This window comes from Brevundimonas sp., assembly GCF_044336875.1.
In the GTDB taxonomy this organism is placed as follows: Bacteria; Pseudomonadota; Alphaproteobacteria; order Caulobacterales; family Caulobacteraceae; genus Brevundimonas.
Genome location: NZ_JBIIOP010000002.1, coordinates 336,939 through 363,472 on the forward strand (window position 1 = coordinate 336,939; position 26,534 = coordinate 363,472).

The following is a 26,534-nucleotide window of genomic DNA, read 5'->3' on the forward strand; positions in this document are numbered from 1 at the left end:
ATCTGGCGAAAGAGGACAAATAGATGATTGATCTGACTGGCAAGCGCGCCCTGGTGACCGGCGGGTCGCGGGGCATCGGCGCAGCGATCGTTCGGGCTCTGGCGGAAAACGGAGCCGACGTCGCCTTTACGTACCAGAACTCCACCGAGAAGGCCGAGGCTCTGGCCAGGTCCATCGGCGGGACGGGGCGACGCGTCGCCGCCATCCAGGCCGACAGCGCGGACCCCGACGCCATCACGCGCGCCGTGGGCGAAGCCGTCGCCGCGCTCGGCGGCCTGGACATTCTCGTCAACAGCGCCGCCATCGGTCTCGCCGGTCCGATTGCAGACCTCGATCTCGGCGACTATCAGGCCGTCATGGACGTCAATGTCCGCGCGCCGGTGCTCTATGCCAAGGCGGTCATTCCGCATCTGGGCGACGGTGGGCGGATCATCACGATCGGCTCGGCGCTGGGCGAACGCGTGCCGTTCCCGGGCATCACGACCTACGCCATGTCCAAGTCGGCGCTGACCTCCTTCACCCGCGGCCTGTCGCGCGAACTCGGCCCCAACGGCGTCACGGTGAACCTGGTCCAGCCCGGGGCGACCAACACCGACGCCAATCCGGCTGACGGCGAGGTGGCGGACTTCCAGCGCAGCCTCACGTCCATCGGCCGCTACGGCGAACCGCACGAGGTGGCGAACGCCGTGGTCTTCCTGGCGAGCCCGGCCGCAAGCGTGATCACGGGCGTGACCCTCACCGTCGACGGGGGGGCGATCGCCTAGTTCGGACCGAGGTGATGCCCCTCTCGCGCCGGCGGCGGCCTCTCAAGGCGGCGACCGGCCTGGTCCGCCAACCGCTGCAATCAGAGATTGGCGCGGGGCCGCTTTCACCTGGTTCGATTTTTGCGCCAGCGTGTCGCGTTTTTCGGGACGCGCAGATGCGCGACTTCGGCGTTAGTCAAGCTTAGGAAGGTGTGCTCCGCCGACCGAGCGGGCGCCTGGCGCGCAACCTCCGGGGCGTGGCGGGACGAAGCAGCGAGGACGTGGAAACAACGAGACGCCTCCGGCGACTGAGGCTGCGGCGTCCAGGACAAGGAAACGGCGCATGGAAGACGACACCATCGACTATGACGGCTTGCTCCAGGCCAACCTCAAACGCATCTTCAGCGAGCCTGATGCGGAACGGCGCAAGACAGCCATCGCAGAGATCTACGCGGCCGACGCCGTGCTCTACGAGCCGGGCCACATCGCCACGGGCCACGCCGAGATCACGCGCACGATCGACGCGCTTCTGACGAGCTTCCCGCCTGACTTCGCCTTCGCCGCCGACGGACCGGCGGTCGGCCATCACGGCCTGGCCCGCCTGCGCTGGCGGGCGGGCCCGGCCGACGGGCCGGCGGCGGTCACCGGCACCGACGTCGTTCAGGTCGAGCAGGGTCGGATCAAGACGATCCACGTCTTCCTCGATCCGACGCCGGCCTGATCCCGCCATGTCCGCCGCTCCCTTGCGCATCGGCTACTGCCTGTCTCTGACCGGGCCGGTGGCGGGAAACACCCGCTCGGCCCAGCTGGCGCATCAAATCTGGTGCGAAGACGTCAATCGCGCCGGCGGCCTGCTGGGCCGGCCGGTCGAACTGGTCTGCTATGACGACGAGGGCCGGGCGGATCGCACATCGAGCCTCTACGCGAAGCTGATCGATCAGGACCGGGTCGATCTGGTCCTGGGCGGCTACGGCACCAACACGCTCCTGGCGGCCCTGCCGGTCGTGTCGCGTCACGGGCGCTACTTCGTCGGGCTGATGGGGCTGGGGGTGAACCGCGGGCTCGACTACCCGAAGTACTTCGCCATGATCCCGACCGGTCCGGACCCGAACGCCGCCCTGACTGAAGGCTTCTTCGCCCTGGCGGCCGAACAGTCGCCGAGGCCCAGGCGTGTCGCCCTCCTGTCCGCCGACGCCGAGTTCGCCCGCAATCCCATCCTGGGCGCCAAGGCCAATGCCGCGACCTACGGGTTCGAGGTGGTCTTCGAACAGACCTACCCGCTGTCGACCGAGGACTTCTCTCCGATCCTGGACGCGATCGCCGCGACGGACGCCGAGCTTCTGTTCGTCTGCTCCTACCTGAAGGACTCCGCCGACTTCATCCGCAGCCTGCGTCGTCACGTCTGGCGGCCGAAAATGGTCGGAGCCTCCATGATCGGTCCGCAGAACACCGAGGTGAAGACGGCGCTCGGCCCTCTTCTCAACGGCGTCGTCAACTACGAGTACTGGGCGCCGTCGCCCAGTCTGATGTTCGATGGCGCGGCGGAGGTGCTGACGATCTACCAGTCGCGTGCGGCGGATGCGGGCGTCGACCTGCTGGGCCACTACACCGCGCTTCTCGCCTACGCCCAGATGCAGGTGGTGGCGCAGGCCGTGGGTGAGACGGGGAGCCTGGATGACGAGACGCTGACGGCCCACACGCGAGACGCGACCTTCCAGACCGTGATGGGGGATGTCCAGTTTGGGACGGGCGGCGAATGGAGCCGACCCCGTGTCCTCCAGGTGCAGTTCCAGGACATCGAAGGGGAGGGGGTCGAGCAGTTTCGAAACGGCTCGCGCCAGGCGGTGGTCTGGCCGCCCGAACTGGCGAGCGGCGCGCTTCGCTACCCTTATGTTTGAACCAGGGATCCGGCCGATGCCATCCGATCACTACCCCGTCGGGCTCGAACTTGACGTCGTCTTCGAGCCGTTCCAGGCGACCTTGACCCTGCTCTCGCTGAGCCAGCTCCGGTTTGAGATCAAGGAGGGCCCCTTTGCGCACAGCGAGGTCGTCGACATCGCCGTGACGCCACTGGGCGGAGGCCTGTTTCTCGTCAGCTGGGTCGAGGAGACCGGCGCGACCGTCGTCCACGTACAGGATTTTGACCGGGGGGTGATCCACTCGCACGCCACCCTGGCGGACGGGCGCTTTCTGCGCATGAGCGGACCGATCACCGTGGTCACCCCGCCCGACGCGACGTCGGATGCGCGCCCGCACCGCAACAAGGCGCTGGTGATCGAGGCGATGACCAGCCTGTTCCAGCGCCGCGACACGTCTGCCATCGATCGCCTCTATGTGGAGGACTATGTGCAGCATAACCCGCACATCCTTCAAGGCCGCGCGGCGTTGAAGGGCTTGGTCGCAGGTCTGTCCACGGACGTCTTCTACGAGCCCGGCCTCATCGTCGCCGAGGGGGACCTAGTCGCCATTCACGGTCGCATTCGCGGCTGGGCGGACACGCCCCAGGTCGTGATCGATCTCTTCCGCATCGAGAACGGCAAGCTGGCCGAGCACTGGGACGTCCTGCAGGACGAAGTCTCGGCTACGGCCGGGGCGAACGGCGTCGCCATGTTCGATCCCGATGAAGCCGACCGACTGCCGGCCGCCTGATCCTTTCCTTCCACTACCGAGGCCCGAGATGTCCGACCCCGAGATCCGCAACAATGTCGAGCAGAGCCGCTATGAACTGTCCATCGACGGCGATGTGGCGGTCGTCACCTACAATCTGTCCGAGCCCAATCTGATGATCACCGAGACCCTGGTGCCGGAGCGGCTGGAGGGCCGCGGCATCGCCAGTCGCCTGGCCAAACATGTGATCGCCGACGCCAGGGAACGCGGCTTGCTCATCCTGCCGGTCTGCCCCTTCTTCTCGGCCTATCTGAAGAAACATCCCGAGCACGCTGAGGCCGTTCACCCGACCTATCGGGGCATCCTCGGCATCTAGGCGAAACGGAGCACGCCATGAAGCGCATCACGTTCATGAACCGCGGGATCGAGGTGGTCGGCGACCTCCATGTTCCCGAGGGTTTTGATCCGCAGAAGACCTACGCCACGCTTGTGCTGACGACGCCGGGCAGCAGCGTGAAGGAACAGATCGGCGGCATCTACGCCGCGAACATGGCGGAGCGCGGCTTTGTCGCCCTGACCTTCGATCCGTCGTTCCAAGGACAGAGCGGCGGGGAGCCCAGGGGTCTGGAAGATCCCGCCGTCCGCGTCGAGGACGTCAAATGCGCCGTCGACTGGCTGATGACGCAGCCGTTCGTCGACGAAGCGCGGCTGGGCCTTCTGGGTCTTTGCGCCGGCGGCGGCTATGCGATCGGCGCGGCGCTGACCGACCACCGCTTCAAGGCCATTGGAACTGTGGTCGCCAACGATATCGGCTCGGCCTTCCGGGGCTTCCATAGCGAAGAGGAACTGCTCGAAAAGATCGCGGAGGTCGGTCGTCAAAGGACGGCCGAGGCGCGGGGGGCGCCGCTTCGCTATGACCCCTGGATCCCCGACAGTCTTGAGGACGCCAGGAACCAGGGCGTCACCGACCGTGACACGCTGGAGGCGGTCTACTTCTACCGCGAGAGCGAGTACCGGAACGCCAACTCCAACAATCGCCTGCTGTTCACCAGCTTCAGCCAGGTCCTGGGCTTCGAGGTCTTCAGTCTGGTGCCCGATCTCCTGACCCAGCCCCTGTCGGTCGTCGTCGGCGGACGTCGCGGATCGACCCCGCAGTACGAAGCCGGAGAGAAGCTGTTTGGACTGTCGCGTTCGAAGGACAAGGAGTTCCTGGCCGTCGAGGGCGCGGGCCATTACGAGATGTACTGGAAGCCCGAATATGTGGGGCAGGCGGTTGATCGGCTGACCGCCTTCTTCCGGCGCCATCTCTGACGACCCGACGCCGGGCCCTTGCGATCAGGTCGGTCGCAGACGCTCCCACAGGCGTCGGAGCAGGGCTTCCAGGGTCCGCTCGCCGTCTGGCGTCTGGGCGCCGTCCTTCAGGCCGCCACGGATGAGGGCCTCGGCGGCGGGGCGGGTGAACAGGCCAGCCCAGGCGTCATGCTCGCGCTGCAGCCCGACATCGAGATCCAGCGGAGGCAGGGCGGTCTTGGCGGCGGCGATCACACCCTCCGGCAGGGCGGCGATGTTTCGCGCCAATCGGTCGACGAAGCCGTCGAGGTCCGCGGCCGGAAGCGCGCGATTGATCCAGCCGTACCGTTCGGCCGTGGCGGCGTCGAACAGGTCGGCGCCGAGGACGATCTCCAGGGCGCGCCCCCGGGTGGTCCGCTCGCTAAGCAGTTGGGTTCCCGCGCCGCCGGGAAGGATGCCCATCAGGGCCTCGATCTGTCCGAGCCCGGCGCTCTCCAGCGCCGCGAAGCTGAGATCGGCCGCCGCGACGAATTCCGCTCCGCCGCCACGCGCCTGGCCTTCGAGCTTGACGATCGTGAGCTGAGGTTGGGCGCGCAGTCTGAGCGCCAGGGCCTGGAACGGGTTCGGCGCGGCAGGCAGCCTCCGAGCCACCTCGTCGAACGCTGTCGGCGTGTCGATCAACGTCATGTCCACATGAGCGATGAAGAAGTCCGGATTGGCGCTCTCAAAGACGATGACGCGGACCGTCGGGTCATCCCGCAGGACGTCCAGAAGCGTGACGAGCTCACCGGCGAGTGCGGCGTCCAGCACATTCACCGGAGGATTGTCGATGACGACGCGCGCGACGCCGGCGTCGATGGTCACGATGAGGCGGGAGAGATGTGGAAGGGTCATGACGGGGCCTTTCTGAAGGAGGGCCGTTTAGGTATCTCTTGAATACCTAGGGTCAAGAACGCACTTGAAGCATCCCAGGTATGCTCAGGGACACGATGACCCTCTCGACAGAAGCCTTTGACCCCGTCTATCGCGCCGATTGCCCCAGCCGCGCGATCCTCGATCAGATCGCCGACAAATGGTCGATGCTGGTCCTGCAGGTGCTGCGGGAGCCTCGGCGTTTCAATGCGATCAAGCGGCGACTGGACGGCGTCACCCAGAGGGTGTTGACCCAGACGCTGCGCAAGCTGGAGCGCAACGGCATGGTCGAACGGCGCGTCCTGCCGGGGTCGCCGCCGGGGGTGGAGTATTCGCTGACGACGCTGGGGCGCTCGCTGCAGACGCCTTTCGCCGCCCTCTACGACTGGACGGTCGAGAACATGGACGTCATCCAGTCGGCCCAGAGGGACTACGACGATCGTTAAGCGGGCGTCATGCGTTGCCTGAACGACGTCCGTCACGGCGCATCCGTTCCGGGGAGGCCATATCTCCGTGCGGGTCGGCCGGTCTGTGTCGCGGCGAACAGGGCCTGGCGCGCCGCCTCATAGCGGGACCAGAGCAGGTCGTCCTCGACGGTCGGGAAGGTGACCGTTTCGCCCTGATCGAACCCGGCCAAGGCCGCATCGACGACCTGGTCCGGCGTCATGATCGAAGCCGGATCGAGCGCCGAAAGCGGCACCCCCGCACTGTCCCAGAACTCAGTGGCGGTGCTGGCGGGCAGGACGGCCTGGATGCGAACGCCGGTTCCGGCGGTCTCGAGCTGAAGGCCGCGACTGAATACCAGGAGATAGCTCTTGGTCGCGCTGTAGAGGGTGGTGACCGGCAGGACCTCGACCGCCATGACCGACGCGATGTTGATGATGGCGCCGGCGTTGCGCGCGAGAAGGCCGGGAAGCGCCGCGCGGCTCAACCGGGTAGGGGCCACGACGTTCAGGTCCAGTGTGAAGGCGGCGTCGGCGTCGCTCGTTTCCATCGAGGGACTCAGTCTGCCGATCCCGGCGTTGTTCACCAGTGTATGCAGGCGGGGCTCGCTGCGGATGAGCGTCTCGAGGCTGGCAATATCCTCCAGCTGAGTCAGATCGGCGGCGACCGTGCGGACGTCGATGGAATAGGTGGCGGCGAGGCGGTCGGCGAGGGCGCGCAATCGCTCGGCCCGCCGGGCCACGAGGACCAGATCATGGCCGCGCCTGGCGAGACGATCGGCATAGGCGAGCCCGATCCCGGACGAGGCGCCGGTGATGAGGGCGACGGGTGTTTCAGCAGTCATGCTGGTCTCCACGGTGGGTCTGGGAACCCACCTGTCCATTGATCGAACGCTGAAGAAGAGTCGCACGCCGAAACGCCGTGTCGCCGAACGCGGAACGGACCCATCGGCGGCCTTGGCCATTCTCCCCGGCGGGGCGGAGCGTTGTCGAAGACCCGGTTAGCCCCGAACCCCGAGACCGCGCGATGCGCCTCGTGCTTAGCCTGATATCTCGGAACTTCGTCACCGGTTGCAGCCGTCAGGAGGCCCCCATGCCACTCGATTACCCGACGACCACCCGTGGATCCGTCACCGATGAGTATTTCGGCCAGAGCGTTCCCGATCCCTACCGTTGGCTGGAGAACGACGCCCGGGCGGACCGAGCCGTGGCCGATTGGGTGGAGGCGCAGACGCTGTCACGACTCCCCATCTTCGGAGCCTGCCGGCGCGCGAGACCGATTTCCGGGCCCTGGTCGCCTATTCGCCCCTCCACACCATTCGCCCGGGGGAGACCTACCCTGCGGTCCTGGTCACGACGGCCGATACCGACGACCGGGTCGTTCCGGCCCACAGCTTCAAATACGTCGCCGCTCTCCAGGCCGCTGACCTAGGGACCGTCCCCGCCTCATCCGCATCGAGACCCAGGCGGGCCATGGCGCGGGCAAGCCGCTGAGCAAGATTATCGTGGAGACCGCGGACATGTGGGCCTTCGCCGCCGAATGGACGGGGCTGGATGTGGGGCGTCCTGTTCCGGCGGGTCGGTGACGTCGCGCCTGAGACAGGCGTGTCGCGCAAATCGCGACGCGGCGTCTCCGAGCCGGGGGCTACGCGACGGCGTGGTCGAACGCCAGGTAGCGGGCTGACCGCAGCTCAAGGACCTTTTCGGCATGTTCTCCAAACCCGCCTCACTCGCCGCGGCCCTGGCGATCCTGAGCGCAGGCGTGACTCTGGCGCCCAGTTCGGTTCGCGCTCAGGATCTCGCCGGCTACCTCGGGCGGCACGGCTATATTGCGATCCAGATGACCAAGCTTTCCACCGGCCACGAGACCGTCAAGGTAACGATAAACGGCGTCGAAGGTCAGTTCGTGGTCGATTCGGGCGCGGGCGGCACGGTCGTCCACAGCGCCAGACTTGGGAAATTCTCCCTGCAGGCGCCGAAGGGCGACGGCGAGGTCTCGAGCGGCGCGGGCGGGCAGACGACCATGCATCGCCTGCCCATCCGGTCCTTTGGGATCGAAGGCGTGACGCTCGACATTGAGGAGATCCGGACCCTGGACCTGACATCGGTCGTGGATCGCCTCAAATCGTTGGCGGGCGCGGATATCGACGGCGTCATCGGCCAGGATGTCCTGACGCGGTTCAACGGCGTTCTGGATGTGGGAAGCCAGACCTTGTTTCTGCGAGCGACCGATGAGGTCGAGGGGCGCTGATCCTCTCGTCCCGCAGTCCTAGCCCGGGTCCATGTCCGGCCGCTTCCCCTGCATCAGCGCCGTCAGCGCGTCTCTGTCGTTCCAGTACCGGATCAGCAGTTCGGTCAGGACGCGGATCTTGCGCACCGGATGAGAGCCCGGCGGCCGAAGGACATAGGCCCCGGCCGGCGGCGGCGGATAGTCGCACATGACCGAGATCAGCGCTCCGGAGGCGATGTGATCGTCGACGAAATCGTCGGGAATGCAGGCGAGGCCCAATCCCGCCATGGCGGCGCAGGCGAGGGCGGTCGCGTTGTCGGCCTTGAACCGGCCCTGAGGACGGACGGTGATCAACTTCTCGCCGTCGAGGAATCGCCAGACCTCCGTGCCCTGCATGAGCGCTTCGTGGTCGGCGACCTCGTCCGGCGTCCTGGGCGCGCCGTGCTTGCGCACATACTCCGGGCTGGCCACCATCTTGCCCTTCAACGGGCCGATCTTGCGCGCCACGAGGTTGGAATCGACCAGATAGCCGATGCGGATCGCGCAGTCGTAACCCTCCGCCACCAGATCGACGAAGCGGTCGGTGTAGCAGGTCGTGATGCTAAGCTGGGGATGCAGGCGCGCCATCTCGGCCAACACGGGCGAGATGTGCGTCGGACCGAAGGTGAGCGGAGCGGAGACGCGCAGTCGGCCGCGCAACTCGCCCTCAGGCAGGATGGTCTCCCTGGCGACATCGACCTCGGCTGCGATCCGGACGGCGTAGTCGCGGAAGGTCTGACCCGCCTCCGTCAGCGCCGCGCCACGCGTCGTGCGGGCGAGCAGCTGAACGCCAAGCGATTCCTCCAGTCGCTGCAGCCGGCGGCTGACGATGGATTTCGCCACGCCAATCCGGCGCGCGGCCTGGGACACGCCCCCGGCGTCGGCCACCTCGACGAATGTGCGCAGTTCTTCGATGTCCAAGGCGGCGTTCCCCAAACGGCGACGCGGAGTAGCGTCTAAGGATCATACCGCATCACATATCGGAGTGCGAATGTAGATCGCGACGGGCGCCGTGTCTGGTGACTGTCGTCCCCTGAAGCTGCCTGCACTGCTGGAGAGATACCCATGAGCGTTCGTAACGGCCTCGACTCGCTGCTCCGCCCTGAAGATTCCGTCCTCGTCCTGATCGACCACCAGCCCTATCAGCTGGCCAATCTGAACAGCCACGACCCGCATATGGTGGTGAACAACTCCGCCGGCCTCGCCAAGCTGGCCAAGGCCTTCAAGGTGCCGACCATCCTGACCAGCGTGATCGCGGCCCGCGGCGGCAAGATCTTTCCGCAGATCACGGACGTCTTTCCGGACCAGGCGGTGATCGACCGCACCTTCATCAATACCTGGGAGGACAAGGCCGTCGTCGACGCCGTCAAGGCGACGGGCCGCAAGCAACTGATCATCGCCGGCCTCTGGACCGAGATCTGCGTGGCCATGCCGGTGATCCACGCCCTCGGCGAGGGCTGGGATGTGACCGTGATCACCGACGCCTCGGGCGGCGTTTCGGTCGAAGCGCACGAAGTCGCCATTCAGCGAATGATCGCCGCCGGCGCCAATATGATGACCTGGACCGCCCTGATGGGCGAGTGGCAGAGGGACTGGGCCCGCGTCGATACCGCCGCCCTGCTGTCGGACATCGCCATGGCCCACGCCGGGGGCTCCGGAATCGCCGGCTTCTGGGAGCAGCAGCTGCTCGACACCCCCGTCGGAGCCGCGGGCGCCGGCAGCCACTAGGCGCGGATCGGGCCGCACCCGTAGCGGCCCTCATTAAAGGAAGGATCGCTATGGAAATCGGCATCGACAGTTTCGCCGCCATCCTGCCCGACCCGGAAACAGGCCGGACGCCGTCGCCGACGGACCGGATGGCCGACCTTCTCGACGAGGTGCAGGTCGCTGATCGCGTCGGGCTGGACGTCTTCGGCGTCGGCGAACACCACCGGGCGGAGTTTCTGGACTCTGCCCCGGCCGTCATTCTGGCGGCTGCCGCCGCGCGAACCGAGAAGATCCGGCTGACCAGCGCCGTGACCGTGCTGAGCGCGGTCGATCCGGTCCGGGCGTTCCAGGAGTTCTCGACCGTGGATCTCATCTCCGGAGGCCGCGCCGAGATGGTGGTCGGGCGGGGCTCGTTCGGCGAGGCTTTCCCCCTGTTCGGTCTGGACACCCGCGCCTACGACGACCTGTTCGCCGAGAAGCTCGATCTTCTCATGACGCTACGCGAGACCACCTTTCCGACCTGGCAGGGCCGGTTCCGTCCCGCGCTGACCGGGCAGGGGGTGTTTCCGCGTCCTGCGCAGGACCGTCTGCCGATCTGGCTGGGCGTCGGGGGCACGCCGGAATCGTTCGGCCGCGCCGGTCTGCTGGGGCTTCCGCTGATGGTCGCCATCATCGGCGGGAGCTTCGAGCGGTTCCGTCCGCTGGTCGATCTCTATCGCGAGGCGGGGCGACGCGCCGGTCACGATCCGGCGACGCTGAAGGTGGGGGTCCACGCCATGGGCTTCGTCGGCGAGACCGATGCGGCGGCCCGTGACGCCTTCTTCCCCGGTTGGGCGCATCTGACGTCCAAGGTCGGTCGCGAACGCGGCTGGGCGCCGCCGTCACGCGCACAGTTCGACGCCATGGCCGGGCCGGAAGGCGCCTTCCTGGTCGGAGACCCGACGACCGTGGCGGCCAAGATGCTGGCGGCGAGCGAGACGCTCGGCGGCCTGTCGCGCATCACCTTCCAGATGAGCACCGCCTCGCTCGAAACGGCCGCGATGAAGCGGTCGATCGAACTGCTGGGCTCGGAGGTCGCCCCGATCATCCGCGCCGCGCCGAAAGCCTGAGGAGAACCCCATGATCGAGATGATTATCGACCAGCGCCGCCGCAGCCTGGGCGGGGCGTTCGAGGTGGGACGCGTCCTGCCGTTTGCGAAACGTCGGATGGTGGGGCCCTTCATCTTCTTTGACCATATCGGCCCGATGGACATTGCGGCCGGGGTGGATCGCAGCGCCGACGTTCGTCCGCATCCGCACATCGGTTTGTCGACCGTCACCTATCTGTTCTCCGGCGAGATCATGCACCGCGACAGCCTGGGCTTCGAGGCGCCGATCCGGCCGCAGGAGGTCAATTGGATGACCGCCGGCAGCGGCATCACCCACAGCGAACGCCTGGAAAAGGCGCGGGCGGTCGGCGACCGGCTGCACGGCATCCAGGCCTGGGTCGCCTTGCCGACCGAGTATGAGGAGACGGCCCCGGCCTTCACCCACTACGAGGGCGAGGACCTGCCGTTCTGGGATGCCGGCGGCGTGCGGGGTCACCTGATCGCGGGCAGCGCCTATGGCCTGACCTCGAAGGCCAAGACGCATTCGCCGCTGTTCTACGCCCACCTCGAGATGACGGCGGGAGCCACGGCGGAGATCCCCGGCGGCCATGCGGAGCGGGCGGTTTATGTCGCGACCGGGACGGTGGAGCTGGGCGATCAGACGCTGCACGCCGGCCAGATGGCGGTGGTGGCGCCGGACGCCGGCGCCCTGCGCGCCCTCGAGGCTTCCACCGTCATGGTGTTGGGCGGGGAGCCACTGGGCGAACGCTATCTCTACTGGAACTTCGTTTCATCCCGGCCCGAGCGCCTGCGTCAGGCCGCAGAGGACTGGAAGGCCGGTCGGATCAAGCTGCCGGACGCCGATGATCAGGAGTTCACCCCCCTGCCGGACGAGGTCCGGATCACGCCGGCGGTTGACCGATGACCGAGGAGCATTCCGCACGCCTGCTGCTCGGAAAGGCGCACGCCCACATCGGCGAGACGCCCTATGCCGTGTCGATCCAGGTCGGGAAACACGCCCTTTCTGCCGACGAGCCGAAGTCGCTCGGCGGGCAGGATGCGGGGCCGTCGCCCTTCGGGCTGCTGACGGCGGCGCTCGGCGCCTGCACCTCGGCGACGCTGAAGATGTATGCCGAGAAGAAGGGCTGGCCGCTGACGTCGCTCGATGTCGATCTCCGGTTCCTGCGCTCTGAGATCGAAGGCGACCATATCGAACGGGTTCTGACGATCGAGGGTCTCGATGACGCCCAGAAGGCCCGGCTGGCGGATGTCGCCGAGCGGACGCCCGTGACCCTGGTCCTCAAGAGCGGCGTCGCCATCAACACCCGTCTCGCTTCGGAGACGGCGTGATGGCCGCGTTCAAGGCCCGTGCCGTGGTCGCCGAGACCGGGAAGAGTCCCTACGCCGTCCGCATCGAAACCGGAGGCCATGTCCTGACCGGCGACGAGTCTTTTGCGGCCGGCGGTGGAGGGCTGGGGCCGGCGCCGTTCGAGCTGCTCGCCGCCGCGCTGGCCGAATGCACCGCCATGACCATGCGCTGGTACGCGCGCGGGCAGGGCTGGTCCGTCGAGGCGATTGAGGTCGCGGTCGAGTATGGCAAGAAGCAGCGCGCCGGTGACACGGCTCCAAGCGACGTCTTCGAAAAGACGATCACCCTCCGCGCGCCCGACCTGAGCGACGAGCAGCGGACCCGGCTGCTCAACATCGCCGCCCAATGTCCGGTCCAGCGCACCCTCGAGAACAACCCTGTGATCACCACCCTGGTCGGAGCCGCCGATGCGGACTCGGCCTGACCGTCTGAAGGGACGAGCCCATGGCTGAAGCGAGCGTCACCGAGACCATCGCCCCTGCCGTCGCCCTGATGGCCGCCGCCGTGATCGCCGTGCCCCTGTTCCGGCGGTTGGGACTGGGATCGGTGCTGGGCTATTTCGCCGCCGGGGTGCTTGTCGGGCCGTCTGTGTTCGGCCTGTTCCGGGATGCTGAGACCATCCTGCACTTCTCTGAGCTCGGAGTGGTGATGTTCCTGTTCATCATCGGGCTGGAACTGAGGCCGAAGAAACTCTGGGCCATGCGCGGCTCGATCTTCGGCCTCGGCTTCGCCCAGGTCGGGCTCGCCATCGCCGCATTGTCGGTGGCGGCCTGGGCTGGGTTTGATCTCTCGGGGCCGGCGGCCTTCGTCGCGGGCGCGGGGTTTGTCCTGTCCTCGACCGCCGTCATCATGTCGGTGTTGCAGGAGCGGGGAGAAATCTCCACGCCCCAGGGGCAGCAGGGGGTCGCCATCCTGCTGTTCGAGGACCTGATGATCGTGCCGCTGCTGGCGGTGGTCGCCTTCCTCTCGCCTGTGGGGCAAGGCGAGGCGGGCTGGACCGGAGGTCTGATCGCCCTTGCCGCCTTGGTGGGGCTGCTCGGCGTGTCGCGTTACGCCCTCAATCCTTTCTTCGGCCTTCTGGCCAGGGCCAGGACGCGCGAGGTTCTGACGGCTGGGGCCCTGCTCGTAGTTCTCGGCGCGGCGCTTCTGATGGATATCGCGGGGCTGTCGATGGCCATGGGCGCCTTCCTGGCGGGCGTCATGCTGTCCAGTTCCAGCTACCGCCATCAGATCGAGAGCGACATCGAACCCTTCAGGGGGCTCCTAATGGGGCTCTTCTTCCTGGCCGTCGGGATGTCGCTGGACCTGTCGGTAGTCGCGGCGGAGTGGCCGCTGCTCTTGGCGCTGCTTGGCCTTTTCACACTGGTGAAAGGGATCGTGGTCTTCGGCGTCGCGCGTCTTTTCGGCAGCGCGAGCCGGCCCGCGCTGCACCGCGCCTCGATGTTCCTCCAGGGCGGCGAGTTCGCCTTCGTCCTCTATACGGCGGCCCGCGCCGGGGGGGTGATCGACGCACGCGAGACGGCGCTGTTCTCGACTGTGGTAATCCTGTCCATGGCCCTCACCCCGCTGCTGATGCTGGCCGCGGATCGGCTGCTGCGGGAGCCGGTGTCCATGGAAGGGGTGGAGGCGGCCCGCGACCTGAGGGGGCAGGTGCTGCTGATCGGCTTCGGCCGGTTCGGCCAGATCGCCTCGCAAATCCTTCTGTCCAGGGGCGTTCGCCTGTCGGTCATCGACAGCAATCCCGACCGCATCCGAGACGCCGCCCGCTACGGGTTCAAGGTCTTCTTCGGTGATGGTGCGCGTCTGGACATCCTGCGCCAGTCCGGCGCCGCCGTGGCCGATGCGGTCATCGTCTGTATCGACGATCCCAAGGCCGCGTTGCAGATCGTTGAGCTGGTCCAGCATGCCTTCCCGCAGGCGAAGGTGCTCGTCCGCGCCTACGACAGGGGACATTCGGTGGAGCTGATCCGGGCAGGGGTCGACTATGAGATCCGCGAGACGGTGGAGTCGGCCTACCGCATGGGCGTGGCAGGCCTGCGGGCGCTCGAAGTCCCTGAAGCGGACATCCAGGAGGCTGCTGAAGACATCCGCCGCCGCGATGCGGAACGGCTCGCCGAACAGGTGCAGGGCGACGACATGTCCGGGATGGACCGGCTGCACATCGAGCCGGTCCCGGAGCCTTTGAGCCGTCCGCAGTCGCCCTGACCGGCCGGCAACTCAGCCCTTGATGAAGGCCAACAGGTCCGCGTTGATCACCTCCGGGTGGGTGGCGAACATTCCATGCGACAGGCCGGGATAGGTCTTCAAGGTCCCGTTCGACAGCAGCTTGATCGCCTCTCGCGCCGAGGCGTCGATCGGCACCACCTGATCGTCCTCGCCGTGCATCAGCAGCACCGGCAGCGACACCGCCTTGAGATCCTCGGTGAAGTCCGTCTCCGAGAAGGCCTCGACGCAGTCCCAGTGCGCCTTGGCGCCGCCGCTCATGCCTTGGCGCCACCAGTTGCGGATCAGACCCTCGCTGACCTCGGCGTCCGGCCGGTTGAACCCGTAGAAGGGACCCGACGGCACATCGATGAAGAACTGGGCGCGGTTCTTCTGCAGCGCCTCGCGGAACCCGTCGAACACTGAGATCGGCAGGCCGCCCGGATAGGCATCGGTCGCCAGCATGATCGGCGGGACGGCCCCGAGGAGCACGGCCTTGGCGACGCGGCCTGGCTTGCTGCGTGCGACATAACGGATCACCTCGCCGCCTCCGGTGGAGTGGCCGACGTGAATGGCGTTCTTCAGGTCGAGCGCCTCGGCCAGTTCGGCGACGTCGGCGGCGTAGGTGTCCATCTCATTGCCGGTGTCGGTCTGGTCCGAACGCCCATGACCGCGCCGGTCATGGGCGATGACGCGATAGCCCTTCTCGAGGAAGAACAGCATCTGGTTGTCCCAGTCGTCGGAACTCAGCGGCCACCCGTGATGGAAGACCATGGGCTGGGCGTCCTTCGGTCCCCAGTCCTTGTAGAAGATCCGGATGTCATCCTTGAGGGTCAGATAGGCCATGTCAGGGGTCCGTTTGCGGCGGCTGGCGAGGGGAGCGAAGGCGTCGGGGTTCAGGGCTCCAGCAGGATGATCCGACCCTGCGGAAAGTCCCAGACGGTCTTGAACTGCTGAAGCAGGCCGTAGCCGAGCGTCATGTGATCGGCCTCCGTGATGCCGATTGAACCGGACGCAGGGGAGGGTTCCGTCCGCACCTCGACCGCAGGGATCACGGGCAGGCGATGGCCGTTGATGTCCAGCCCATGAACGTCGAACGCGTCGGGATCCGTGGCGGAAGGCGTCAGTATGCCCTCGCTCAAGAGCCGCGCCTTGCCGGCTTCGGTCGTGTAGAGCGCGCCGTACTGACCCGTATCCCAGCTCACGACAATGCGCATGTCGCTCAAACCGCCCGTCATGAGCGGCATGTTGGGCAGTCTGCGGATTTCGAACGGGAGGTCGGCGACAATGCGCTCTCCGGCCAGATAGTCGCCGCCCTCTGCATAGAAGCTCGCTTGCAGAGCCCGGTAGTCGAGTTTGAGGGCATGAGTTCCGAAAGCCTCGAAGCCGAACCAGCCGAGGAAGTCCGGCGTGATGCTCTCAAGCAGACGCGCGTCCTGGGTCCGGACCTCGGTGACGCGGGGGTAGGCGAGCCCGCCGATCCGAACATCCAGAACTTCCGGCATCAGCCGGACTTCGAAGGTCTGGCCGCTGCCGAAGAAGCCGCTTCCGATGGTCCGTCCTCCGGCCACCGGCACGCGGTGATCGTTGACGACCAGTGCGCCCCGATAACCGGTATCGAGCATGAGCTTTCCAGCGACGCCTGCGATGGAGGCTTCGATGAACGGGTATTCCCGGACCATGACGATCGGCAGGGTGACGACCTCGCCGGTCAACCGAACTTCCGGCGCCTGCTCCGAGACGGGAGGCGCAGACGTGTCCTGATCCGCGAGTGCAGGCGTTGAGATCATCGCCGACAGGGCGAACGCCGCAACCGTTCGGGCCATCGACGTGACCTGAAGCCTGAAAGGGTTCGCACGCCGCCTTCGTTGAACCGTCGTTCCCATCGCGTCTGATCCCTGGTGTTCAGGCGAGGGGCCGGTGAGGCGCCAAGCCGTCGCTCACGAATGTCATTCCGATACGGCGTCCGATAGCGCCGGCGAGCGCAACCCGGCGTTCCAGTTGATGGAACGGGCCCGTCGTCGCTTGGAGCGCGCTATGGCGTCACCACCACCCGGCCGAAAATCGGAGTCGTTTGAGCATAGCGGTGTGCAGCCTCGATCTCGTCGAGACGGAACCTCCGGTCGATGATCACTTCGAACTCACCGACCGCCGCCCGGTCCAGCAGACGACTGACCGAGGCGTGGATATCCGGCTTTTCCAGCTGCGTTCCCATGAAGACGCCGATCACGGACTGGTTGGCCTGGAGGACCGGCCAGAGATCGATTTCGAGCGCGCCGTCGCCCGCGTTGCCGACCGCCACGAGACGGCCTTCAGGACGCAAGGCGGTGAGGGAGGAGCGGACAGTGGATCCCACCGGATCGACGATGAGATCGACGCCCTGACCGGCTGTCAGCCCCTTGACGGTCTCCTCGACATGATTGGCGCGGTAATCGATCGCGTGATCCAGGCCCAGCCGCTTCAGGCGCTCGACCCGTTCGGCGCCCGACACCGTCGCGATCACCGTGGCCCCGGCGTGGTGCGCCAGTTGAATGGCTGCCAGGCCCACGCCGCCGGCGCCGGCTTGGATCAGGACGGTCTCGCCGTGCTGCAGCCCGCCGCGATCGAAGAGGCAATAGTGAGCGGCCCCGAAAGCGATCGGCACGCAGGCCGCTCGGGCCAGGCCCAGTGCGTCCGGGACGATCCAGGTCCGGAGGGCGGGCACGGCGCGATACTCCGCGTGGGATCCCGCGAGATCCCAACTCGTGACCCTCTGACCGATCTCGCGATCGGAGACCTCATCGCCCACCTCGACGATGATCCCGGCCGCGGCGTATCCAAGGGCCACGCCGGGCTGCAGTTCGGAGCGCGCGCGGTTGATGAGGTCGCCGCCTTCTAGACTGATCGCCTCGATCCGGATCACCACGCCGTTGGCGGGGCAGGCGGGACGCGGCAGATCAACGACGCGAAGCACCTCTGGCGGTCCGGGGCGATCATAGACAGCGGCGCGCATGGGTTATGCTCCCAAGGTTCTGTAGCGTCGGCGGGCCGCCTTTGCAGGATGTCCCGCCTCCGGCGCGGCACTGGCCTGGCGACATCCCGCGCCACAAGAAATGTCACCGCCTACGTAGGGGCGGTAGCACCCCTTCGATGGACGCTGTGTTCCGGCCTTAGGAACGCGCCCGCCTGGGCGCCGAAGTCAGTTTTCAGGATGTGAAGTCGTCGGTGGAATCCCGGGCTAGGCTCAGGACTCATAGCCAGAACAGGACGGTTGCGGCGAGGGCTATGGCGGAGAGGAAGACGGTCGGGCAGCGATCATAGCGAGTGGCGACGCGTCGCCAGTTCTTCAAGCGGCCGAACATGATCTGGCTGCGCCGACCTTCGGCTCTATGCGGTTGCGTCGTCTGGCGGCGCTTGTCGTAGCGGACGGGTTCGGTCCGGGTCTTGCGGCCCAGGATGCAGGGCGCGATCCATTTGGCTTCCAAGGCGTCCCTGAACCAGTCTGCATCATAGCCTCTGTCGCTCAGCAGCCATTGGGCTCGGGGCAAGCTGTCCAGCAGGGCGGCGGCGCCGGTGTAGTCGCTGACATGGCCCGCCGTCATGAACAGGCTGATCGGGCGTCCGTTCGCATCGGTTACGGCGTGCAGCTTGGTGTTCATGCCGCCCTTGGTACGTCCGATCAGCCGCCCGAGGCCCCTTTTTTACCCGCAGGCTCGAAGCCGTGCGGTGCGCTTTCAGATAGGTCGTGGGGCGCTCGGGCTGAGCGCCCGACAAGCCCTGCATCATCCGGATGAAGACGCCCGCCTCGCTCCAACGCTTCCAGCGATTGTAGAGCGTCTTGTGCGGCCCGTAGGCCGCCGGCGCATCCCGCCAACGCAAGCCGTTGCGATTGACGAAGATGATCCCACTCAGCACCCGGCGATCATCCACCCGGGGCTTGCCGTGGCTTTTGGGGAAATAGGTCGCCAGCCGAGCCATCTGCTCGTCCGTCAGCCAATACAAGTCGCTCATGATCCAGACTCCTCAGGAGCCTGAATCAGATCGTGTCCTTCGGATCAATGGGTCCTGAGCCTAGGTCGCGAGGCCCTTGATGGGCAAGGTCATCGACAAGGCAGGGCTTTCGAAACTTGCGACAGGATAGGCGCAGTAGTCGGCCGCGTAATAGGCGCTGGGGCGATGATTGCCCGACTCGCCGAGCCCGCCGAACGGCATGGCGCTCGAAGCGCCCGTGGTCGGCCCGTTCCAGTTGACGACGCCGGCGCGGATCTCCGTCTGGAAACGCGACCACAGTGTATCGTCAGACGAGACAAGGCCCGCCGAGAGGCCGAAGCGGGTGGCGTTGGCCGCCGAGATCGCCTCGGCGAAGTCAGCTACGCGCGTAACCTGCAGAATGGGTGCGAAAATCTCCTCGTCGACCACGTGAAGCTCGGTCACGTCCAGGATCGCCGGGCGTACGAAGGGTAGGGGGCGCTCGCTCTTCAACGGGCGGATCACCCGGGCTCCCTCCGCGATCCGCGCCGTATAGGCCATGTCGGCGCCGCGTGCGGCGGCGTCGCTGACAAGCGGGCCCATGAAGGGTTCCTCCGCCGCATTCCAGGCGCCGGCGCGAAGCCGGTCGGACAAAACCGCGACCGCCTCGATCGTCATGCGTCCGAACGCGGTGTCCGGTACGATGAGTCGTCGCGCGCACGAGCAGCGCTGTCCGGTGGTGGCGAAGGCGGACAGGGCGATGACACGCGCCGCCGCCTCTGGATCGCCGTCCCAGACCACGAGCGGATTGTTGCCGCCCAGCTCCAGAGCAAGGATGACGTGCGGCCGATCGGCGAAGGCGCGGCGGAAGACGGCGCCGGCGCGCGCGGAGCCGGTGAACAACAGGCCGTCGATGTCGGCCTGGACGAGCGCCTGGCCGACCGCCTGTCCGCCCTGGATCAGGTTCAATACGCCGGCCGGAAGTCCGGCCTCGATCCAGCAAGCGACCATGGCGGCGCCGACCGCGGGCGTGATCTCGGACGGCTTGAAGACGATGCAATTGCCGGCCAGCAGCGCCGGGATGATGTGGCCGTTGGGCAGGTGTCCGGGGAAGTTGTAGGGGCCGAGCACGGCCATGACGCCGTGCGGGCGATGGCGCAGGACGGCGCGTCCGGCCGGGAGCGCCTGTTCACGTTCTCCGGCCCGTTCGACGCGCGCAGCAATCGAGATCGCCGCCTTGCCGATCATGGCGTCGACCTCGCCCTGGCTCTCCCACAGGGGTTTGCCGGTTTCGCGGGCGATCAATTCCGCGAGCGCCGGTTTGCGCTGCGTCAGGATCTCGGCGAAGCGCCGTACATAGGCTTCACGCACCTCGGCGGACGTGCGCGACCAGGTCGAGAAGGCTCGGCGCGCAGCCGCCACGGCGGCCTCCACCTGGGGCGGATAGGCGGACGGGCCATCCCAGACGGTTTCTCCGGTCGCCGGATCCTTGGAGATCATTCGGTCGCCGCGACCGGGCGTCTGCCGGCCGTCGATGAAAAGAGCGTTCATGCGCTGATCCTGATGATGTCGCCGGGCTTGACCTCCAGCGCCTCGGCCGCCGCCGTGGAGATGATGGCGCGCTCGCCGACCGGGGTGAACGGCGTGCGCACCGCCCGAAAACCGTCGATGGCGGGGCGCGAGACGAGGGCGGGCCGGTCCTCGAGCGGGTCGCCCACGACGGTCGTGTAGTTGCGCGCGCGGGCGATCGTGCTGATCCCGTCCTTGGGGGCGCGGTAGGTGGGGCCGCCGTCGAAGATGTCGATCAGGCCGGAGGGCTGAAATCCTTCGCGCTCCAGCAGGGCGCGGGCGCCTTCGCCGTCGCGGTGAACCCGGCCGATGGCTTCACGGGCCTGGGCCTGCATCATCTCGACATAGACGAGATGGCGCGGCGCCAGATCGAGGATGAACTGACCGTCCGTCGCCGCGATCCGGTAGTCCGCCTCCGAGAAGGGGATCCGGTAGAAGGGGCTGGCGAAACCGTCCCAGAAGGGACTGGATCCGTCTTCCTCGAACCAGCCCCTCAGTTCGGCCATCACCGTGTCGGCGAAACGGTCCGGCTGGGCGCCGATCAGCATGTAGCGAGCGCGGGACAGAAGGGCGCCTGCACCGCCGGCGCCGCGGCGTTCGGGGCGAAGGAACAGCGAGCCGACCTCGGTCCAGCCGCCGCATTCGTTGACCAGCAACAGGGCGCGATGATCGAACCGGGTGGCGACGGCCGAGGAATACTGGGCCAGGGTCACCACGCGGAACGAGAAATGGGGTCGCTGCAGGCCGACGGCCGCCTTGACCGCCGCCACTCCCTCCACGGCCCCGGACTGGGCGTCGATCAGCATCAGGGTGTACCAGGCCGCCTGGGGGGCGAGCCGACCTGCGAAACTGGCCTCTGACAGAGCCAGGCGTTCGCCGAGGACCGCCTCGTCCTCGGGCAGACTGGTGAAGCCCGGACCCGACAGGATCGCCAGATCCATCAGCGCTTCCAGATCGCCGGGACCGGCCGCCCTGACGTAGAGCATCAGGCGGCGATCGCCAGGCGAACGCCCCGGCAGGTGGCGTCGAAACGGTCCAGCGCCTGGTCGACCTCCTGAGCGGTGATCGTCAGCGGCGGCAGAAGGCGAACGCAATTCTCGCCGCCGCCCGCGACCAGAAGCTTGTGACCCCTTGCGGCGGCCATGAACTCGCGATTGTTGGTCACCAGCTTGACGCCGATCAGCAGACCCTTGCCGCGCACATCGACCACGAGGTCGGGATAGCGGCGTGCGATCTCTTCCAGCCCCGCACGCAGGCGGTTGGCCGAGGCCCAAGCCGAGTCCATCAGGGCGGGGCTGGAGATCTCGTCGAAGGCGGCGTTGGCCACAGCCATGGCCAGGGGATTGCCGCCGAAGGTGGAGCCATGGACGCCGGCGGTCATGCCGCTCGCCGCCCGTTCCGTCGCCAGGCAGGCGCCGACGGGGAAGCCCCCGCCCAGAGCCTTGGCCGTCGTCATGATGTCGGGGGCGGCCTTGTCGAACCACTGGTGGGCGAAGAGGCGGCCGGTGCGGCCCATGCCGGACTGAACCTCGTCGTAGATCAGCAGCACGCCGTTGTCGTCGCACAGGCGGCGCAGGGTCTGCAGCCATTCGCCGGTCAGGGCGCGGGCGCCGCCTTCGCCCTGCACCGGCTCGACGATCACGGCTGCCGTGGTCGGTCGGGCGACGGCCTGGGCGATGCCCTCGGCGTCATCGACGCTCAGCTGGACGTAGCCGGGCAGGCGGGGGCCGAAGCCCTCGACATAGGACGGATTGCCCGCCGCATTGATCGCCGCGTAGGTGCGGCCGTGGAAGGAGCCGGCGAAGCCGATGACGTCGATCCGCTGGGTGTCGCCCGCGACGGCGTGGAAGCGCCGGGCGGTCTTCAGCGCGCACTCGACCGCTTCGGAGCCCGAGTTGGTGAAGAAACAGACATCGGCGAAGGTGGCGGCGCACAGCTTGTCGGCCAGGGTGACCTGGCCCTCGACCGGAAACAGGTTGGAGACGTGCCACAGGGTCTTGGCCTGGCGGGTCAGGGCGGCGACCAGCTTGGGGTGGGCGTGACCCAGGCCGTTGGTGGCGATTCCGGCGACGCAGTCCAGATAGGCCTCGCCGGACGCCGTATAGAGCCAGACGCCCTGACCGCGCACGGGGGTGATCTCGGCGCGGTTGTAGACCGCCATCAACTTGTCGGACATTGGAGGCTTCCCGGGCAGCCGAAAGCATTCGCCCGAAGGCGCGTGCTTATGCGGCAGGTGCATGATGAAGACCGTCTTGACCCAGGGGCAGGCTTCGAGCAAACGCCTTTCCATCATCTTCAAATGAGCAAATCGAATGAACGAGCGCGGGCGTCGCCTGCTGCCCCCGATGGGCGCCCTGACCTGTTTCGAGGCGGCGGCGCGGCTGGGCAGCTTCTCGCGGGCCGGCGACGAGGTGGGGCTGACCCAGAGCGCCGTCAGCCGACAGATCCTGTTGCTGGAGGACTGGTTGCAGACGCCCCTGTTCGACCGACTGGGACGTCGGGTGCGGCTGAACGCCGACGGGCGCGCCTATGCCGATCAGGTGGGGCCGGCCTTGCACCGCATCCGACGCGCCACGGCCAAGGCGATCGAGCGACGGCCCGAGAACGAGCTCAACATCGCCACCCTGGCCAGTTTCGGCATGCGGTGGCTGGCGCCGCGCCTGCCGCGCTTCACTGAGCGATATCCGGAATACACGGTCAATTTCGCCGCGCGCACCTCTGTCTTCGAGTTCGCGGACGAGCCGTTCGACGCGGCGATCCATTTCGGTTGGCCGGACTGGCCGGGCGCGGGCCATGACCTGTTGTTCCAGGAGCAGGCCTTTCCCGTCGCCTCGCCGCGCCTGATCGCGGAGCGCGGCGTGACGACGCCGGCCGATCTCGCGCGCCTGCCCCTGCTGTTTCAGGAGAGCCGCCGCGCCGCCTGGGCGGAATGGTTCGATCAGGCCGGGGTGTCGATGACGGGGGCGCCGGGCGGCGCGACCTATGACCATTTCCTGATGCTGGCCCAGGCCGCCGTCGCCGGCGCTGGCGTCGCCCTGATCCCGTCCTTCCTGATCGAGCCCGAACTGGCGTCGGGCGCCCTGGTGCGGCCGTTCGACATCAGCGTGTCGAGCGAGCGCGCCTATTATCTGGTCCATCCGTCCGATCGGACGGTCTCGCCGGCCCTGTCGGCCTTCCGGTCGTGGATCGTCGAGGAGGCCACGGCCTAGGCTGCGTCCCTGCCTTCCAGGGCGTCGAGAAGGATTTCGGCCGGGTGGGGCGGTCGTTCCCCGGTGAAGCGCTTGGCCTGGCAGCGGCAGGAAAAGCCGGTCGCGGCGACACGTCGATCCGTTGCGGAGAGCGGCGTGCGCCAGCTCATGTCGAACAGGTCGCGCGACATCGTCTGGTGTTCGGCCTCGTGGCCGAACAGGCCCGCCATGCCGCAGCAGCCGGCGGCCGGCGTGTCGGCCTCCAGTCCGAAGGCCGAGAAGACGGTCTTCCAGTCGGCGCCGGATCGAGGCCGGGCGGTGCGCTCGGTGCAATGCAAAAGGACGGACGCCGGGCGAGAGGCGCCGACGCCAGGAGGGCGAAGACGGCCGCTCTCGAATTCGGCGGCCAGGAACTGCTCCAGCCCGAGCGGGGCGGACGCGGGTTCGCCGTCGGCGCGGTATTCCTGGGCGAACATCAGGCTGGTCGCCGCCTCGACGCCGATGATCGGCAGGCCTGCGGCGACCAGGACCGCCTGGCGTCGTCTCGCGCGTGTGGCGATGCGTGCGAAACGGTCGAGTTGACCGCGCACATGCAGCGCCTTGCCGTTGGCGACCGCCGGGGCCGCGAAGACGCGATAGCCCAGGTGTCGCAGAAGACGCGCCACGGCGTCGCGCGCGGCGCCGTCGAAGGTGGAGGTGAAGCCGTCCTCGGCGAGGATGACGGCGCGGGACCGGTCGGCGGCGGAGAGCCGGCGGATCCGGCTCGGCCTGAAGCGCTCGACCTTGAGGCGCGGTGGCTGAACGGGCGGCAAGTCGACCAGGCCGAAGGTCCGGGCGAAGATTTGGCGCACTGGGGCGAGGCCGAGCATGGCGTTGGCCGGGCCGGAGGCGCGGCGCGCCAGGGGCAGGACGGTCTCGAACCGGGCCAGCAGTCGATCCCGCGCCGAGCGGGGCCTGTTTCGATGGCGCTGGTGAAGATAGCGCGCCTTCAGGGTCGGGATGTCGACCTGGACCGGGCATTGGCTCGAACAGGCCTTGCACGAGAGACAGGTGGCGAGGCTGGCGTCGAGCGCGGCCTCGACCTCGGCCCGGTCGGTCTGAGGCGCATCGGCCTTGGCCATCCAGTCGCGGAGCAGGGCGGCGCGGCCCTTGGGGGACTGCCGACGATCCCGCGTCGCCTTCCACGAGGGGCACATGGGGTCGGCCGGGTCCCAGTTGAAACAGGCGGCATTGCCGTTGCAGTTCAGGGCCTTCTCGAACCCGATCCGGGCGGAGACGGGAATGGCCCGGTCGCGGTCGCCCCGCAGGTTCGGCGCGTCGATGCGGGTTACGGCCTTGCCGACCGGGGCGACGATCTTGCCGGGATTGAGCAGGCCGAGCGGGTCGAAAGCGGATTTGATCCTTTGCAGCGCCGGATAGAGGACGGGGCCGAAAAACTCAGGCGAGAACTCGCCGCGAAATCCCCGACCATGCTCGCCCCAGATCAGGCCGCCATAGCGCCGGGTCAGGTCGGCGACGGCGTCGGAGATCGGGCGGATCAGGGCGGCGTCGGCGGGATCGGCCATGTCCAGGGCCGGACGGACATGCAGGCAGCCGACATCGGCGTGGCCGAACATGCCGTAGGCCAGGCCGTGACCGTCCAGGATGGCGCGGAACTCGGCGACGAAGTCCGCCAGCCGTTCCGGCGGAACGGCGCAGTCCTCGACGAAGGCCTGTCCCTTGCGCCGCCCCTCCATTCGGCCCAGCAGGCCCACGGCCTTGGCGCGCAGGGTCCAGAACTGGGCGATCACGGCCGGATCTTCCACGATCCGGCAATCGATCTGGCTGGGCGGCGCATCGGTCGAAACCAGATCGCGCAGGCCGTCCAGCCGGGCCCGCAAACCTGCGGCGTCATCGGCCAGCACCTCGACGAAGCTCAGACCGGCTACCTCTTCGGCCGAACCGAGCGCCTGTTCGACGGCGGCCCACACGACGTCCTGGCGCGCGAGCGTCAGAATGCGGTCGTCGATCACCTCGATGGCGGACGGGTCGGCCTCCAGCAGTCGCGCGACATCGCGCAGGGCGCCGTCGAAATCGCGGTATCGGACCGCGGCGAGGGCGCGATGCCTGGGGCGTGGCGTCAGCCGAACCACGATCCGGGTCGTGACCGCCAGACTGCCTTCCGAACCGCACAGCAGGGGGATCAGCGAAGCCCCGCCGTCCGCCGGCCGCACGCCCTGGAGATTATAGCCGGTCAGGCCGCGATTCATCTTCGGGAAGACATGATCGATCTCGTCCCGGCAGGCGTCGACCTCGGTCAGGACCAGATCGAGCAACCGGTCCAGGGGGGCGGCCCCGGCTCGGCGATGCTCGGCCTCTGCGGCCGACAGCGCGGTCACGGTCCCCGTCTCGCCGCCGGCCAGCACCACCTCCAGCGCCTCGACATGGTCGGAGGTCCGCCCATAGAGGCGCGATCCCTTGCCGGAGGCGTCGGTGGCCGCCATCCCGCCGAGCGTGGCGCGCGAGGCGGTCGAGACATTGGGCGGGAAGAACAGGCCGTGGGGCGCTGCGGCGGCGTTCAACTGGTCCAGGACCACGCCCGGTTCGACCACGGCGAGACGACGGACGGGGTCGATCTCGAGGATCCGGTTCATGTGGCGCGACAGGTCCAGGATCACGCCGGGGGTCAGCGACTGGCCGTTCGTGCCCGTGCCGCCGCCGCGTGCGGTGACGGCGACCGGGCCGACCGCAGGGTCTGCGGCGAGCGTAAGGACGCGTTGCACATCCCGCGCGTCGCGCGGCAGCAGGACGGCGGCCGGAAGCACCTCGTAGATACTGTTGTCGGTGGCCCAGACGGCGAGGCCTGGACGGTCGCTGACGATGTCGCCGGTGAAGCCGATCTCGACGAGGCGCGCGAGATAGGGGGCGATCGACGCAGGCGTGGGGCGCCACCCGCCGTCTGCGGCCATCAGGCGGTGATCGGCGCTGGGCTCAGGGCCTTCAGCGTCGCGGCGATCGAGGCGTCCTGCTCGGCGCGGTACAGGGCCATCTCGTCCTGCACCGCGCGGCCCAGGGCGGTCTCGAACTCGGCCCGGGCCGGGTCGACGGCGTAGGCGGCAGCGCGGGCCTCGGCGCCGAGGTTGGACTGGAAGATGCCGGCGGCGCTGACGGGCAGGAAGTCCTCGTAGGTGATCGGTTCGGCGACGACATGGCCCAGGGC

General features: G+C 67.8%; 28 protein-coding genes and 1 pseudogene. 17 read left to right on the forward strand and 12 right to left on the reverse strand.

Annotated features, from left to right (window positions below; all coding sequences use genetic code 11):
• Positions 1 to 23: 23 nt before the first annotated feature.
• From ACIQ1T_RS05000 to ACIQ1T_RS05025, 6 genes are all read left to right on the forward strand, one after another.
• A complete protein-coding gene (locus ACIQ1T_RS05000) occupies positions 24 to 764 on the forward strand; it encodes an SDR family NAD(P)-dependent oxidoreductase (RefSeq protein WP_395943426.1) in 741 nt (246 codons plus the stop codon).
• Between the two features lie 322 nt (positions 765 to 1,086).
• Entirely contained in the window at positions 1,087 to 1,464 is a 378-nt protein-coding gene (locus ACIQ1T_RS05005; protein WP_395943427.1) for a nuclear transport factor 2 family protein, read from the forward strand.
• Between the two features lie 7 nt (positions 1,465 to 1,471).
• A complete protein-coding gene (locus tag ACIQ1T_RS05010; RefSeq protein ID WP_395943428.1) occupies positions 1,472 to 2,641 on the forward strand; it encodes an amino acid ABC transporter substrate-binding protein in 1,170 nt (389 codons plus the stop codon).
• Positions 2,642 to 2,657: 16 nt separating this feature from the next.
• Positions 2,658 to 3,392: a MoaF-related domain-containing protein gene (locus tag ACIQ1T_RS05015; protein WP_395943429.1), complete on the forward strand. Its 735-nt coding sequence runs from the start codon at positions 2,658 to 2,660 to the stop codon at positions 3,390 to 3,392.
• A 28-nt stretch (positions 3,393 to 3,420) separates the two neighbouring features.
• Positions 3,421 to 3,726 carry a GNAT family N-acetyltransferase gene (locus ACIQ1T_RS05020; protein ID WP_395943430.1) on the forward strand — a complete coding sequence of 102 codons (306 nt, stop codon included), beginning with the start codon at positions 3,421 to 3,423 and terminating at the stop codon, positions 3,724 to 3,726.
• Between the two features lie 17 nt (positions 3,727 to 3,743).
• Positions 3,744 to 4,661: an alpha/beta hydrolase gene (locus ACIQ1T_RS05025; protein ID WP_395943431.1), complete on the forward strand. Its 918-nt coding sequence runs from the start codon at positions 3,744 to 3,746 to the stop codon at positions 4,659 to 4,661.
• Positions 4,662 to 4,685: 24 nt separating this feature from the next.
• Here the strand turns inward: ACIQ1T_RS05025 and ACIQ1T_RS05030 are convergent, their stop codons facing one another.
• Positions 4,686 to 5,534, reverse strand: a complete 849-nt coding sequence (locus ACIQ1T_RS05030) for an enoyl-CoA hydratase/isomerase family protein (protein WP_395943432.1) — start codon at positions 5,532 to 5,534, stop codon at positions 4,686 to 4,688.
• A gap of 95 nt (positions 5,535 to 5,629) precedes the next feature.
• On the opposite strand from ACIQ1T_RS05030, the gene ACIQ1T_RS05035 reads away from it, so the two are divergent.
• Positions 5,630 to 5,998, forward strand: a complete 369-nt coding sequence (locus tag ACIQ1T_RS05035) for a winged helix-turn-helix transcriptional regulator (protein WP_395943433.1) — start codon at positions 5,630 to 5,632, stop codon at positions 5,996 to 5,998.
• A 32-nt stretch (positions 5,999 to 6,030) separates the two neighbouring features.
• Here the strand turns inward: ACIQ1T_RS05035 and ACIQ1T_RS05040 are convergent, their stop codons facing one another.
• Positions 6,031 to 6,960, reverse strand: a complete 930-nt coding sequence (locus tag ACIQ1T_RS05040; RefSeq protein WP_395943434.1) for an SDR family NAD(P)-dependent oxidoreductase — start codon at positions 6,958 to 6,960, stop codon at positions 6,031 to 6,033.
• Between the two features lie 128 nt (positions 6,961 to 7,088).
• Between ACIQ1T_RS05040 and ACIQ1T_RS05045 the strand changes: the two are divergent.
• The 3 genes and pseudogenes from ACIQ1T_RS05045 to ACIQ1T_RS05055 form a co-directional block, all read left to right on the forward strand.
• Positions 7,089 to 7,220, forward strand: a pseudogene (locus tag ACIQ1T_RS05045) (hypothetical protein); the annotation flags it as partial.
• A complete protein-coding gene (locus ACIQ1T_RS05050; RefSeq protein ID WP_395943435.1) occupies positions 7,211 to 7,489 on the forward strand; it encodes a prolyl oligopeptidase family serine peptidase in 279 nt (92 codons plus the stop codon). The pseudogene ACIQ1T_RS05045 and the gene ACIQ1T_RS05050, both read left to right, overlap by 10 nt.
• Before the next feature lie 268 nt (positions 7,490 to 7,757).
• Entirely contained in the window at positions 7,758 to 8,246 is a 489-nt protein-coding gene (locus ACIQ1T_RS05055) for a retropepsin-like aspartic protease (RefSeq protein WP_395943436.1), read from the forward strand.
• Between the two features lie 18 nt (positions 8,247 to 8,264).
• On the opposite strand, the gene ACIQ1T_RS05060 is transcribed toward ACIQ1T_RS05055, so the two are convergent.
• Positions 8,265 to 9,185, reverse strand: coding sequence for a LysR family transcriptional regulator (locus ACIQ1T_RS05060; protein ID WP_395943437.1), 921 nt, complete (start codon positions 9,183 to 9,185; stop codon positions 8,265 to 8,267).
• A gap of 144 nt (positions 9,186 to 9,329) precedes the next feature.
• On the opposite strand from ACIQ1T_RS05060, the gene ACIQ1T_RS05065 reads away from it, so the two are divergent.
• From ACIQ1T_RS05065 to ACIQ1T_RS05090, 6 genes are read left to right on the forward strand one after another with little or no spacing between them, the layout of a single operon-like run.
• Positions 9,330 to 9,992 (forward strand): hydrolase, encoded by a 663-nt coding sequence (locus tag ACIQ1T_RS05065; RefSeq protein WP_395943438.1) that lies wholly within the window; start codon positions 9,330 to 9,332, stop codon positions 9,990 to 9,992.
• Positions 9,993 to 10,042: 50 nt separating this feature from the next.
• Positions 10,043 to 11,080, forward strand: a complete 1,038-nt coding sequence (locus ACIQ1T_RS05070) for an LLM class flavin-dependent oxidoreductase (protein ID WP_395943439.1) — start codon at positions 10,043 to 10,045, stop codon at positions 11,078 to 11,080.
• 10 nt (positions 11,081 to 11,090) lie between these two features.
• Positions 11,091 to 11,984: a pirin family protein gene (locus ACIQ1T_RS05075; RefSeq protein WP_395943440.1), complete on the forward strand. Its 894-nt coding sequence runs from the start codon at positions 11,091 to 11,093 to the stop codon at positions 11,982 to 11,984.
• Positions 11,981 to 12,409 carry an OsmC family protein gene (locus ACIQ1T_RS05080; protein WP_395943441.1) on the forward strand — a complete coding sequence of 143 codons (429 nt, stop codon included), beginning with the start codon at positions 11,981 to 11,983 and terminating at the stop codon, positions 12,407 to 12,409. Before ACIQ1T_RS05075 ends, ACIQ1T_RS05080 begins: the two co-directional genes overlap by 4 nt.
• Positions 12,409 to 12,852, forward strand: coding sequence for an OsmC family protein (locus ACIQ1T_RS05085; RefSeq protein WP_395943442.1), 444 nt, complete (start codon positions 12,409 to 12,411; stop codon positions 12,850 to 12,852). The genes ACIQ1T_RS05080 and ACIQ1T_RS05085 overlap by 1 nt, the downstream gene beginning before the upstream one ends.
• Positions 12,853 to 12,872: 20 nt before the next feature.
• On the forward strand, positions 12,873 to 14,633 hold the full coding sequence (locus tag ACIQ1T_RS05090; protein WP_395943443.1) for a monovalent cation:proton antiporter-2 (CPA2) family protein: 1,761 nt from the start codon (positions 12,873 to 12,875) through the stop codon (positions 14,631 to 14,633).
• Positions 14,634 to 14,645: 12 nt separating this feature from the next.
• On the opposite strand, the gene ACIQ1T_RS05095 is transcribed toward ACIQ1T_RS05090, so the two are convergent.
• The 7 genes from ACIQ1T_RS05095 to ACIQ1T_RS05125 form a co-directional block, all read right to left on the reverse strand.
• The gene (locus tag ACIQ1T_RS05095; RefSeq protein WP_395943444.1) at positions 14,646 to 15,476 is read right to left on the reverse strand and encodes an alpha/beta fold hydrolase; all 831 of its coding nucleotides are present in this window, start codon (positions 15,474 to 15,476) and stop codon (positions 14,646 to 14,648) included.
• Between the two features lie 50 nt (positions 15,477 to 15,526).
• On the reverse strand, positions 15,527 to 16,456 hold the full coding sequence (locus tag ACIQ1T_RS05100) for a hypothetical protein (RefSeq protein ID WP_395943445.1): 930 nt from the start codon (positions 16,454 to 16,456) through the stop codon (positions 15,527 to 15,529).
• Between the two features lie 209 nt (positions 16,457 to 16,665).
• Positions 16,666 to 17,622 carry a zinc-binding alcohol dehydrogenase family protein gene (locus tag ACIQ1T_RS05105; RefSeq protein WP_395943446.1) on the reverse strand — a complete coding sequence of 319 codons (957 nt, stop codon included), beginning with the start codon at positions 17,620 to 17,622 and terminating at the stop codon, positions 16,666 to 16,668.
• 238 nt (positions 17,623 to 17,860) lie between these two features.
• Positions 17,861 to 18,620, reverse strand: a protein-coding gene (locus ACIQ1T_RS05110) for an IS5 family transposase (RefSeq protein ID WP_395943447.1) whose coding sequence is annotated in 2 segments (ribosomal slippage) — positions 17,861 to 18,305 and positions 18,304 to 18,620 — 762 coding nt in all. Because the reading frame shifts where the segments join, the coding sequence is not laid out codon by codon here.
• A 60-nt stretch (positions 18,621 to 18,680) separates the two neighbouring features.
• Positions 18,681 to 20,129, reverse strand: a complete 1,449-nt coding sequence (gene astD, locus ACIQ1T_RS05115) for a succinylglutamate-semialdehyde dehydrogenase (protein WP_395943448.1) — start codon at positions 20,127 to 20,129, stop codon at positions 18,681 to 18,683.
• The gene (locus tag ACIQ1T_RS05120; RefSeq protein WP_395943449.1) at positions 20,126 to 21,133 is read right to left on the reverse strand and encodes an arginine N-succinyltransferase; all 1,008 of its coding nucleotides are present in this window, start codon (positions 21,131 to 21,133) and stop codon (positions 20,126 to 20,128) included. The genes astD and ACIQ1T_RS05120 overlap by 4 nt, the downstream gene beginning before the upstream one ends.
• The gene (locus ACIQ1T_RS05125; protein WP_395943450.1) at positions 21,133 to 22,323 is read right to left on the reverse strand and encodes an aspartate aminotransferase family protein; all 1,191 of its coding nucleotides are present in this window, start codon (positions 22,321 to 22,323) and stop codon (positions 21,133 to 21,135) included. The genes ACIQ1T_RS05120 and ACIQ1T_RS05125 overlap by 1 nt, the downstream gene beginning before the upstream one ends.
• Positions 22,324 to 22,459: 136 nt before the next feature.
• On the opposite strand from ACIQ1T_RS05125, the gene gcvA reads away from it, so the two are divergent.
• On the forward strand, positions 22,460 to 23,356 hold the full coding sequence (gene gcvA / locus ACIQ1T_RS05130; RefSeq protein ID WP_395943451.1) for a transcriptional regulator GcvA: 897 nt from the start codon (positions 22,460 to 22,462) through the stop codon (positions 23,354 to 23,356).
• Here gcvA and ACIQ1T_RS05135 read toward each other — a convergent pair.
• On the reverse strand, positions 23,353 to 26,283 hold the full coding sequence (locus ACIQ1T_RS05135; RefSeq protein WP_395943452.1) for an FAD-binding and (Fe-S)-binding domain-containing protein: 2,931 nt from the start codon (positions 26,281 to 26,283) through the stop codon (positions 23,353 to 23,355). The genes gcvA and ACIQ1T_RS05135 overlap by 4 nt on opposite strands.
• Positions 26,283 to 26,534: 2-oxoadipate dioxygenase/decarboxylase family protein (locus tag ACIQ1T_RS05140; RefSeq protein ID WP_395943453.1), on the reverse strand; the 252-nt coding region annotated here is incomplete at its 5' end. The genes ACIQ1T_RS05140 and ACIQ1T_RS05135, both read right to left, overlap by 1 nt.

What these genes read in the sequence shown, in the direction of transcription:
- ACIQ1T_RS05040 (WP_395943434.1), bottom strand. Translation starts at nt 6,960, where the DNA reads ATGGCCAAGGCCGCCGATGGGTCCGTTCCGCGTTCGGCGACACGGCGT.
- ACIQ1T_RS05015 (WP_395943429.1), top strand. Translation starts at nt 2,658, where the DNA reads ATGCCATCCGATCACTACCCCGTCGGGCTCGAACTTGACGTCGTCTTC.
- ACIQ1T_RS05095 (WP_395943444.1), bottom strand. Translation starts at nt 15,476, where the DNA reads ATGGCCTATCTGACCCTCAAGGATGACATCCGGATCTTCTACAAGGAC.
- ACIQ1T_RS05025 (WP_395943431.1), top strand. Translation starts at nt 3,744, where the DNA reads ATGAAGCGCATCACGTTCATGAACCGCGGGATCGAGGTGGTCGGCGAC.
- ACIQ1T_RS05080 (WP_395943441.1), top strand. Translation starts at nt 11,981, where the DNA reads ATGACCGAGGAGCATTCCGCACGCCTGCTGCTCGGAAAGGCGCACGCC.
- ACIQ1T_RS05065 (WP_395943438.1), top strand. Translation starts at nt 9,330, where the DNA reads ATGAGCGTTCGTAACGGCCTCGACTCGCTGCTCCGCCCTGAAGATTCC.
- ACIQ1T_RS05070 (WP_395943439.1), top strand. Translation starts at nt 10,043, where the DNA reads ATGGAAATCGGCATCGACAGTTTCGCCGCCATCCTGCCCGACCCGGAA.
- ACIQ1T_RS05135 (WP_395943452.1), bottom strand. Translation starts at nt 26,283, where the DNA reads ATGGCCGCAGACGGCGGGTGGCGCCCCACGCCTGCGTCGATCGCCCCC.
- ACIQ1T_RS05010 (WP_395943428.1), top strand. Translation starts at nt 1,472, where the DNA reads ATGTCCGCCGCTCCCTTGCGCATCGGCTACTGCCTGTCTCTGACCGGG.
- ACIQ1T_RS05005 (WP_395943427.1), top strand. Translation starts at nt 1,087, where the DNA reads ATGGAAGACGACACCATCGACTATGACGGCTTGCTCCAGGCCAACCTC.
- astD (WP_395943448.1), bottom strand. Translation starts at nt 20,129, where the DNA reads ATGAACGCTCTTTTCATCGACGGCCGGCAGACGCCCGGTCGCGGCGAC.
- ACIQ1T_RS05030 (WP_395943432.1), bottom strand. Translation starts at nt 5,534, where the DNA reads ATGACCCTTCCACATCTCTCCCGCCTCATCGTGACCATCGACGCCGGC.
- gcvA (WP_395943451.1), top strand. Translation starts at nt 22,460, where the DNA reads ATGAACGAGCGCGGGCGTCGCCTGCTGCCCCCGATGGGCGCCCTGACC.
- ACIQ1T_RS05035 (WP_395943433.1), top strand. Translation starts at nt 5,630, where the DNA reads ATGACCCTCTCGACAGAAGCCTTTGACCCCGTCTATCGCGCCGATTGC.
- ACIQ1T_RS05085 (WP_395943442.1), top strand. Translation starts at nt 12,409, where the DNA reads ATGGCCGCGTTCAAGGCCCGTGCCGTGGTCGCCGAGACCGGGAAGAGT.
- ACIQ1T_RS05120 (WP_395943449.1), bottom strand. Translation starts at nt 21,133, where the DNA reads ATGCTCTACGTCAGGGCGGCCGGTCCCGGCGATCTGGAAGCGCTGATG.
- ACIQ1T_RS05075 (WP_395943440.1), top strand. Translation starts at nt 11,091, where the DNA reads ATGATCGAGATGATTATCGACCAGCGCCGCCGCAGCCTGGGCGGGGCG.
- ACIQ1T_RS05090 (WP_395943443.1), top strand. Translation starts at nt 12,873, where the DNA reads ATGGCTGAAGCGAGCGTCACCGAGACCATCGCCCCTGCCGTCGCCCTG.
- ACIQ1T_RS05125 (WP_395943450.1), bottom strand. Translation starts at nt 22,323, where the DNA reads ATGTCCGACAAGTTGATGGCGGTCTACAACCGCGCCGAGATCACCCCC.
- ACIQ1T_RS05020 (WP_395943430.1), top strand. Translation starts at nt 3,421, where the DNA reads ATGTCCGACCCCGAGATCCGCAACAATGTCGAGCAGAGCCGCTATGAA.
- ACIQ1T_RS05000 (WP_395943426.1), top strand. Translation starts at nt 24, where the DNA reads ATGATTGATCTGACTGGCAAGCGCGCCCTGGTGACCGGCGGGTCGCGG.
- ACIQ1T_RS05105 (WP_395943446.1), bottom strand. Translation starts at nt 17,622, where the DNA reads ATGCGCGCCGCTGTCTATGATCGCCCCGGACCGCCAGAGGTGCTTCGC.
- ACIQ1T_RS05100 (WP_395943445.1), bottom strand. Translation starts at nt 16,456, where the DNA reads ATGGCCCGAACGGTTGCGGCGTTCGCCCTGTCGGCGATGATCTCAACG.